Source organism: Humibacter sp., assembly GCF_035547335.1.
Taxonomy (GTDB): domain Bacteria; phylum Actinomycetota; class Actinomycetes; order Actinomycetales; family Microbacteriaceae; genus Humibacter.
Genome location: NZ_DASZVF010000082.1, coordinates 1 through 9,136, shown reverse-complemented (window position 1 = coordinate 9,136; position 9,136 = coordinate 1). Strand labels below are relative to the sequence as shown.

Annotated in this window: 10 protein-coding genes; 5 read left to right on the top strand and 5 right to left on the bottom strand. The window is 69.1% G+C overall.

Annotation, left to right across the window (positions count from 1 at the left end; all coding sequences use genetic code 11):
* Nucleotides 1-1,071: regulator (locus VHB92_RS16515; protein ID WP_325454863.1), on the top strand; the 1,071-nt coding region annotated here is incomplete at its 5' end.
* Nucleotides 1,072-1,209: 138 nt separating this feature from the next.
* Complete coding sequence (locus VHB92_RS16510; RefSeq protein WP_325454862.1) at nt 1,210-2,700, top strand: sensor histidine kinase; 1,491 nt, start codon at nt 1,210-1,212, stop codon at nt 2,698-2,700.
* 63 nt (nt 2,701-2,763) lie between these two features.
* On the opposite strand, the gene VHB92_RS16505 is transcribed toward VHB92_RS16510, so the two are convergent.
* Nucleotides 2,764-3,522, bottom strand: a complete 759-nt coding sequence (locus VHB92_RS16505) for an SDR family oxidoreductase (protein ID WP_325454861.1) — start codon at nt 3,520-3,522, stop codon at nt 2,764-2,766.
* A gap of 285 nt (nt 3,523-3,807) precedes the next feature.
* Complete coding sequence (locus VHB92_RS16500; protein ID WP_325454860.1) at nt 3,808-4,056, bottom strand: WhiB family transcriptional regulator; 249 nt, start codon at nt 4,054-4,056, stop codon at nt 3,808-3,810.
* A 288-nt stretch (nt 4,057-4,344) separates the two neighbouring features.
* Between VHB92_RS16500 and VHB92_RS16495 the strand changes: the two genes are divergently transcribed.
* On the top strand, nt 4,345-4,812 hold the full coding sequence (locus tag VHB92_RS16495) for a hypothetical protein (protein ID WP_325454859.1): 468 nt from the start codon (nt 4,345-4,347) through the stop codon (nt 4,810-4,812).
* A gap of 37 nt (nt 4,813-4,849) precedes the next feature.
* Here VHB92_RS16495 and bcp read toward each other — a convergent pair whose 3' ends face one another.
* The 3 genes from bcp to aroA are packed head-to-tail and all read right to left on the bottom strand — an operon-like array spanning nt 4,850 to nt 7,867.
* Nucleotides 4,850-5,332, bottom strand: a complete 483-nt coding sequence (gene bcp / locus VHB92_RS16490) for a thioredoxin-dependent thiol peroxidase (protein WP_325454858.1) — start codon at nt 5,330-5,332, stop codon at nt 4,850-4,852.
* Between the two features lie 37 nt (nt 5,333-5,369).
* Nucleotides 5,370-6,473 (bottom strand): ribosome small subunit-dependent GTPase A, encoded by a 1,104-nt coding sequence (locus tag VHB92_RS16485; protein ID WP_325454857.1) that lies wholly within the window; start codon nt 6,471-6,473, stop codon nt 5,370-5,372.
* Between the two features lie 11 nt (nt 6,474-6,484).
* Nucleotides 6,485-7,867, bottom strand: a complete 1,383-nt coding sequence (aroA, locus tag VHB92_RS16480; protein ID WP_325454856.1) for a 3-phosphoshikimate 1-carboxyvinyltransferase — start codon at nt 7,865-7,867, stop codon at nt 6,485-6,487.
* 197 nt (nt 7,868-8,064) lie between these two features.
* On the opposite strand from aroA, the gene VHB92_RS16475 reads away from it, so the two are divergent.
* Nucleotides 8,065-8,736 carry a sigma-70 family RNA polymerase sigma factor gene (locus VHB92_RS16475; protein ID WP_325454864.1) on the top strand — a complete coding sequence of 224 codons (672 nt, stop codon included), beginning with the start codon at nt 8,065-8,067 and terminating at the stop codon, nt 8,734-8,736.
* The gene (locus VHB92_RS16470) at nt 8,733-8,978 is read left to right on the top strand and encodes a zf-HC2 domain-containing protein (protein ID WP_325454855.1); all 246 of its coding nucleotides are present in this window, start codon (nt 8,733-8,735) and stop codon (nt 8,976-8,978) included. Before VHB92_RS16475 ends, VHB92_RS16470 begins: the two co-directional genes overlap by 4 nt.
* Nucleotides 8,979-9,136 lie beyond the last annotated feature (158 nt).

Below are 9,136 nucleotides of genomic sequence, written 5' to 3'. Positions count from 1 at the left end.
ACAGAGGTCGTCTCGATGTGCGACCGCACGGGCGTGCGCCTGGTGGTGCTCGCGGCAGGGGAGTCGGAGCGCAGGCACGCGCTGGCGCTCGGCGTCTACGACGCGTTGGATGCCGCGGCGGACTGGAGCGCGCTGGAGCCATCGCTCCGCGGGGTTCCGGCCGTCCCGTCGCGAGTCGGCGGACCGATCGGAACGCCCGACGCCTCGCGGGTGATCGCGGTGTGGGGTCCGGCAGGGGCGCCCGGCCGCACATCCGTCGCCATCACGATCGCCGCCGAGCTCGCCGCGCTGGGGCACAGCGTGGTGCTCGCCGACACCGATCCGTACGGCGGCGCCACGGCACCAGCGCTGGGACTCCTGGATGAGGCGCCCGGTTTCGCCGCTGCGTGCCGGCTGGCGGCATCCGACTCCCTCACGCACGACGAGCTCGCGCGCGTGGCGCAGCGGTATGCGAGCCCGCGTGGCGCGTTCTGGGTGCTCACCGGCATCGGCCGTGCCGCGCGCTGGCCGGAGCTCACCGCCGATCGCGTGGAGCGCGTGCTGGCGCAGTGCAGAACGTGGGCGGACTACACGGTCGTAGATGTCGGCTTCAGCCTCGAGACCGACGAGGAGATCACGAGTGACCTCTATGCTCCGCGGCGCAATGCGGCGACGCTAGCAGCGCTGCAGGGCGCTGACGACGTCATCGCGGTGGGGCTGGGCGATCCGGTCGGTCTGTCCCGGCTGCTGCGGTCGTTCGGAGATCTGGTGGACGCGGCGCCGGAGCGTCGGCCGCATGTGCTGGTGAACCGCGTGCGGGCTTCGGCGGTAGGTCCGCAGCCGTTCGCGCAGGTCGCCTCCACGCTGCTGCGCTTCGGAGGCCTGGAAGCCGCCGCCCTGATCCCCGATGACCCGGCAGGCTTCGATCTCGCCGTGCTCACCGGCAGCACGCTGAGGGATGCCGCACCCAAGTCGCCGGCGCGGGCCGCGGTGCGGCGGTTCGTGGAGCGCGAGCTCGCACCGGAGCCCGAGCCGGAGCACGGCAGGCGACGCCACGCGGCGAGGCCGCGGCCGGTCACGGAACCGGTGTGACCTGCCGGAGCTTCTCGATGAGGGCCCGCCGAGCGCTGCCCTTGCGTCGCCCGGCCGTTGCATCATCCCAGACCGCTGGCGGAAGGCGGCGGCCGGCCGCCGGGGGAGGAGCCGGCGCGACGCTCATAGACTGAAGCGATGTCCACGCTCAGTGATCTCGTCGTCGCGCACGGCCGTTCGACCTCCGAAGACATCGAATGGCTGCACCTTCTGGTCGGCGACTGCCAGCTGCTGGCCGACCTCGCGTTCGCGGACATCGTGCTCTGGGTGCCCACCGACGACGGCTTCATCGCCGTGGCGCATTCGCGCCCGTCGAGCGCTGCGACCCTGTTCTACCGCGACTTCGTCGGGCAGCCGATCCGCTCGGAGTGGAAGGGTCTGGCCACGGAGGCGTTCGAGGTCGGCGCTATCGTCGACTCGCACGCGCCGGACTGGTACGAGGAGATGCCGACGCGGGTGCGCGCGGTCCCCGTCTTCCGCCGGGTGTCGGCATCCAGCGCCGAGGTCGTGCCGACGCCGATCGCGGTGATCACCCGGCACACGAACCTCAGCGAGGCCCGAACCCCCAGCAGGCAGGAGCTCACGTTCAACGCCTGCGCGAACGACCTGTTCGGGATGATCGCCACGGGCGACTTCCCCGACCTCGGTGCGCCGTCGGGGCCGCGCAGAGGTGCGCCACGCGCATCCGACGGCCTGCTGCGTCTCGACGTGGATGGCGTCACCACGTTCGCGAGCCCGAACGCGCTCTCCGCGTTCAACCGCATGGGATTCACCGAGGAGCTCGAGGGGGAGTCCCTCGCCGACGTCACGACCCGACTGATCGCCGGCAATTCCGTCGTCGACGAGTCGCTTCCGCTCGTGGTCACCGGGCGCGCGCCCTGGCGCACCGACATCGAAGCGCGCGGCGTCACCGTCTCGCTGCGCACCATCCCCATCCGCACCCACGGGGAACGTACCGGCGCCATCGTGCTGTGCCGCGACGTGACCGAGATGAGGCATCAGGAACAGGAGCTCATCACCAAGGATGCGACGATCCGCGAGATCCACCACAGGGTCAAGAACAACCTGCAGACTGTCGCGTCGCTGCTGCGCATCCAGGCGAGGCGCACGCACTCCGAGGAAGCGCGGGAGGCGCTCGGTCAGGCGATGCGACGCGTCTCGGCGATCGCCGTCGTGCACGACACGCTGTCGGAGGGCCTGGCGCAGATCGTCGATTTCGACGACGTGTTCGACCGGGTGCTGCTGCTCGTCGCCGAGGTGGCGAGCACGCACAACACCACGGTTCATCCGAAGTCCTCTGGAAGCTTCGGAGAGCTGCCGAGCGAGTACGCGACACCGCTCGCCCTGGCGCTCACCGAGCTCGTCACGAACGCGGTGGAGCACGGTCTTGCCGGCCGGTCGGGAGAGGTGGAGATCATCGCCCACCGATCACCGGAGACTCTCACCGTGAAGGTTAAGGACAACGGCTCGGGGCTTCCGGAAGGAAAGGTGGGCGACGGTCTCGGCACGCAGATCGTGCGCACGCTGATCCAGGGCGAGCTGAGCGGAACGATCGACTGGCACACGATGGTCGGAACCGGCACCGAGGTGACGATCGAGGTGCCGTTGCGCTACCTGCGCAAGGCGTAACGCCCAGCGTGAGTGAAGGAGAGCCTCGACCCATCGGTCGAGGCTCTCGTGTATGTATGCGGCTCAGTGGCGCGGCGGGTTGAGCGGCAGCCAGTCGGCCAGCGTCGTCGCGAAGATCTGCGCCCCGTCCACCGGCACCAGCTCTCGTTCACCGACGAGCGCTCCGTAGTACGTCGCCGACTCGTCCCGGACGACCTCGCGGGGATCGCCCCGGAAGGCGAGACCGCGGCGCACGAACTCGTCGAGCCCGAACTGCTCGGGCCCCGCGATCTCGATGTCGGCGTTCAGCGGCGCTCCGGCCGCCGTGCGCGTGACGGCCGTCGCGACATCCTCTGCGGCCATCGGCTGCACCAGGCTGCCCGGCAGGTGCACGGCGCCATCCACCATCGACGTGTCGGCGATCGCGCCGAGGAATTCGAAGAACTGCGTGGCGTGCACCAGCGAGTAGGGCACGCCGGACTCGCGGATGAGCTTCTCCTGAGCGGCCTTCGCCGCGAAGTAGTCGATGTTGTTCGGGCGGTTCGTGCCCACGATCGTCAGCGCGACGTGATGCTTCACTCCGGCGTGCTTCTCGGCCGCCAGCAGCGTGTTCGTCGACGTGGTGAAGAAGTCGAGCACGGCCTTGGCCTCGAACGACGGCGAGTTCGAGACGTCGACGACGACATCGGCGCCCGCCAACGCGTCGGCGACGCCCTCTCCGGTGATGGTGTCGACGCCGGTGCTGGGCGCGGCAGGGATCGCCTCGTGCCCGTGCTCGTTGAGTTTCGCGACGACCTTCGATCCGATCAGCCCCGTGCCGCCGATCACGATGATGCGTGCCATGTCCTTGCCTTCCGTCCTGTGCTGGTTCCTCGCGGGGTTGCGCTTACAGGAGCAAAGACCGCGCACATCGCCGATCTGTGACAGCTCGGCGACGCGGCGTCGCATGACGGCGGAAGTGGGTCAACCGGATGATGTCGCTCCGGCGAGCGAGACCGCACGGTCAGCTGGCCGCGGATCAGTGGCGGGCCGCTTCCGGGAACGGAAACACGGGGCGCCCGGCGGTACTGGTTCCGGTACCCGTGAGGGACTGCGGCCGGCGGTACGAGATCGTCCGGCGGTGGGAGATCAGGAGGCGCGGCGCGCGCGCGCGGCGCGGCGCTTCAGCGCCCGCCGCTCATCCTCGGAAAGGCCGCCCCACACGCCCGAGTCCTGACCGGTCTCGAGGGCGTACTGAAGGCAGGCTTCGGTCACGGTGCACCTGGCGCAGACGCTCTTCGCCTTCTCGATCTGCTCGACAGCCGGTCCCGTGTTGCCCACCGGGAAGAACAGTTCCGGGTCGGCTGTCAGGCAGGCGGCTTTGTCGCGCCAATCCATGGGGGTGCTCCTTCAATAGCGTGCGTCAGGTGACGCCCGGGCATGACCGAACGGTCAAGAATGCGGGTAAGCGACGAGTTCAGGGTGATGATCGTGGCGGACCTTTACCGACGGGCACGGCTGATATGCGGACCGTTCTGCCTGGTGGACTGGGTACTCTGCGATGGACACCTGCCCACCACCCTGTGAGCGCAACTCGACCAAGAAATGCTCGCATACTGGTAGTGCCAAATCAAGAGTTTCGAATGGGATAACGCTGTGAACACAGACCGGAAACAATCGCCCGATATGGGCATTGACCGGCCCGAAAAGTCGTTTCCGCCGCTCCTGACGTGCCTCGTCGTGCTTCTCGCGCTCGAGGCCCTGGCGGCGATCGGACTCGTGAGCTGGCTCGGGGTGCAGGCGGCGCAGTCCACGGCATCCGACGTGGGGAGCGGCATCGCCATCCTCGTCATCGGCGCGTTGTGCGCGCTCTGGCTCGTGCTCACCACGATCGCCGCAGCGCGCAGGAGATCGTGGGTGCGGGCATCCAGCATCACCTGGCATCTGCTCGTGCTGGCGGTCGCCGTGGGATCCTTCACGGGCGTCACCGCCGTGCCGCAGGCCGGCTGGGTGCTCCTCGTCGTCGCGTTGATCGGCATCGGCCTGTCGGTGACGCCGCAGGTGACGCGAGCGACCACCGACGCCGGGTCGCGACCTGGCGGCTCACACGCAGGCGACTCCGAGGAGGACCGCTCGACGCCCGGTGCCCGGTGAGCTCGGCCGCTCGCTACGGCCCACGGAGCCTGGGCCGTCAGCCCGCCAGGCCGAGCTTCTTGCGCAGCGAGGCGACGTGGCCCGTGGCCTTCACGTTGTAGAGCGCGAGACGGATGCTGCCATCCGCGTCGACCACGAACGTCGACCGGAGCACACCCGTGATGGTCTTTCCGTACAGGGTCTTCTCGCCGTACGCGCCGTACAGCTTGTGGACCGTGAGGTCGGTGTCCGAGAGCAGCGGGAAGTTCAGGTGGTCGCGATCGCGGAACGTCGCGAGAGTGGCCGGGTCGTCCTTGGAGATTCCCACGACCTGGTACCCGGCTGACGCAAGCGAGTTGAGGTTGTCGCGGAAGTCGCAAGCTTCCTTCGTGCACCCGGGGGTCATGGCAGCCGGGTAGAAGTAGACGACCACGTTGCGCCCCGCGAAGTCGTGCAACGACACTTCGGACCCGTCCTGGTCGAGGAGGGTGAAGTCGGGCGCCGCCTGACCGGGGACGAGCCGAGGGGGGATATCGCTCATGACCACAAAGGTAGCGGCCCGGCTCGGCGAGCGGTCGTCAGGAGAAGGTGGCCAGGAGCCGCTGCAACGAGTCGAGCCGCCGGCGGCCGCGCTCGCCGAGTTCGCCGGCATCCACGGCTTCGATGATCGCGCAGTCCGGGGCATCGGGCAGGTGGGTGCAGCCTCGCGGGCAGTTCTCGGCGATGGCCGCGAGCTCCGTGAACGCGCGCAGGATGTTCGCCCTGTCGACGTGGCCGAGGCCGAACGAGCGCACACCGGGCGTGTCGATGATCCAGCCGTCGCCGTATGGTGAGCGCAGCCGCAGCGAGACGGTGGATGACGACGTGTGGCGTCCCCGCCCTGTGACCTCGTTGACGTGTCCGATCGCCCGGTCCGCCTCAGGCACCAGCGCGTTCACGAGCGTCGACTTGCCCACGCCGGAGTGACCGACGGCAACCGTGTCGTGACCGGCAAGCGCACGGAACAACTCGTCGAGCGGGATGCCTGCGGCCGCCGCACTCGTCTGCGCGGCCGACTGCGCTGCACCGCGCACGTGGTCGCGTTCCCCACCGGACGAGCTGAGGAAGATCGGGAGGTCGAGCCCGGAGAAGTTCTCCAGGAACGGCCCGGGATCGGCGAGGTCCGTCTTCGTGACCACGAGGAGCGGCTCGATGCCGGCGTCGTACGCCGCGACCAGGTAGCGGTCGACCAGGCGGGTGCGCGGCTCGGGGTTCGCCGCTGCCACCACGATCAGCATCTGGTCGGCGTTGGCGACGATCACGCGCTCCACGGCATCCGTGTCGTCGGCGCTGCGGCGCAGCAGCGTGCTGCGCTCGCGGATGCGCACGATGCGCGCGAGCGTTCCCTCGTCGCCGCTCGTATCGCTGACCAGGTCGACCCGGTCTCCCGTGACCACGGCCTGCTTGCGCAGCTCGCTCGCCCTGGCCGCGATCGCCTCGTGCTCGTCCGGGGTGCCTTCGTCGAGCAGAACCGTGTAGCGGCCCCTGTCCACACCCAGCACGCGGGCGACAACCGCGTCTTCGTGCTCAGGGCGGGTCTTCGTTCGTGGCCGGTTGCCCTTGGGATTGGGTCGCACGCGAACCGAGGATTCGTCGTACTCGCCGTACGGCTCGTCCTCGTCGTCGGTATCCCACCAGCTCACGCCGGCACCGCTCAGCTTGTCGCCTGCCGCACGGCGGCATCCTGGTCGTTGCTCGCCATCCCCTGCCACAGGGTCGTGAACTGCGGCAGCGTCTTGTGCGTCGCCCGCACATTCTCGATGCGGATGCCGGGCACGGCCAGTCCGATCAGGGCGCCGCTCGTCGACATCCTGTGATCGTCGTAGCTGTGCCACACCCCGCCGTGCAGGGTGCGAGGCGTGATCCGCAGGCCGTCGTCGAGCTCGTCGACCTCGCCGCCGAGCCCTTGGATCTCGGTGGCGAGAGCGGCAAGGCGGTCGGTCTCGTGATGTCTGATGTGGCCGATCCCCGTGATGGTGCTCGGTGCGTCGGCCAGCGCAGCGAGCGCGGCCACCGTGGGCGCCAGCTCGCCGCCCGTCGTGAGGTCGAGCTCGACCCCGTGGATGCCGTCGCCGCCGCGCACGGTGAGCTCGCCGCGCGAGCGCTCCACCGTTGCACCGAACGCGGGCAGGATGTCCGCGAGGTCCGCGCCGACCTGTGTCGTCGCATCCGGCCATCCCGTCACCGTGACGCTGCCACCGGTGACCAGCGCCGCAGCGAGGAACGGCGCGGCGTTGGAGAGGTCGGGCTCGATGTCGAGGTCGCGCCCGCGGATCGCACCGGGGGAGACCGACCAGACGCCGACATCCGGAGTCTGCACGCGCACCCCCCGGCCGGCGAGGGCGTCGATCGTCATCTCGATGTGGGGGAGGCTCGGCAGCCGCTGACCCACGTGCGTCAGCCGCAGCCCGTCGTCGAAGCGAGCGGCGGAGAGGAGCAGCGCCGACACGAACTGGCTGGAGGCCGATGCGTCGATCTCGATCGAGCCTCCCGCGACCTGGCCGGTGCCATGCACCGTGAACGGCAGCGCACCTCGTCCGTTGTCGTCCACGTCGACCCCGAGTGCCTTCAGGGCGGCCACGATGCCGCCCATGGGACGGCCGCGGGCCGAGTCGTCTGCGTCGAACGTGGTCGGCCCGAGCGCCAGCGCCGCGATGGGCGGCACGAAGCGCATGACCGTTCCCGCCTGTCCGCAGTCGATCGTGGTGCTGCCGGTGAGCTCGCCCGGCGTGACGAGGAGGTCGGCACCGAATGCCCCCGTGCCCGGCCGCTCCTCGATGGTGGTGCCGAGCGCTCGGAGCGCCTGGATCATGTTCGAGCTGTCTCGGGAGTGCAGCGGAGCGCGCAGCAGCGAAGGCTCATCGGCGAGGGCGGCGAGCACGAGCTCCCGGTTCGTGATCGATTTCGAACCGGGCAGTGACACACGGGCGCGCAACGGCCCGGCGGCCGTGGGAGCCGGCCACAGGGCATCCGGTTCTTCCGGCTTCCGGTCGCCGTAGGGATCGAAGTCCGGTGCGGAATATTTCGAGATCAGCATCGCTTGTCAAGAGTATCGATCCAGCAGGAGATACGGAGAGGAGCGTGCGGATGACGCAGGCGCTGCTCGACCCTCCGCTCACGATCTCGCTCGCGACGGTGCTTCCGCAGCTTCCACCGTCCGGGCTTTTCGGCGGCACCGAAGGCGGTTCGGCGTTCACCGGATCGATGCAGGTGCCCGGCCTAGACTGGGCCGTGATGTCGACTCCACACGAGGAAACGCCCGGCGAGGGATCAGGCCAGGACGTCGGCGCACTGTTCGAAGAGCAGGCGCTCCCGTTCATGGATCAGCTGTATGCGGCGGCCCTGCGCATGACGAGGAATCCCGCCGATGCGCAAGACCTCGTGCAGGAGACCTTCGTCAAGGCGTACGCGGCGTTCGGCCAGTTCAAGCAGGGCACGAACCTGAAGGCGTGGCTATACCGCATCCTGACCAACACGTTCATCAATACGTACCGCAAGAAGCAGCGCGAGCCCTACCAGAACCCCATCGATGAGCTCGAGGACTGGCAGCTCGGCGGCGCCGCGTCTGCGACGTCAGCGACCTCGCGCTCGGCCGAGGCCGAGGCGATCGACCACCTTCCCGACTCCGACGTCAAGAACGCACTCCAGGCGATCCCCGAGGACTTCCGTCTCGCGGTCTACCTGGCCGACGTCGAGGGCTTCTCCTACCAGGAGATCGCCGACATCATGAAGACCCCGATCGGCACCGTGATGAGCCGTCTGCATCGTGGCAGGCGGATGCTCCGGGAGCTGTTGACGGACTACGCGCACGAGCGCGGGCTCTCTGCTGTGCAGAACAGTGCCGCACCCGACGGGGCGACCCGACAGAGGGCCGGCGCCGTGCAGAACACCGGGAGCACCAGATGAGCGACTGCGGCTGCGAGAAGGCCAAGAAGGACATCGAGGAATACCTGCACAACGAGCTGCAGGCGGACGACGCGGCAGACATCCGCGAGCATCTCGCCAACTGCACGGACTGCGAGAGCGAGGTCCACGTCGGGATGGTGCTCACGGAAGTCGTACAGCGGGCGTGCAAGGAGACGGCACCCGAGGAGCTACGCGTGCAGGTGCTGGCGCGACTGCGGAGCATCCAGGCGACTCACCTGTAGGACCCGGGCGGTAGCTGTGGGGCCGGCCAGTCGCCTTTCAGGAGACATGCCCCCGCGGCCGCTTCGCGTCGCTCCCGCCAGACCCGGTGCCAGCTCCTGAAAGCAGACTGGCCGCCCCCATTCGTCGGAGCGGCGGGCATCCGCTTCTCGGAAGCATG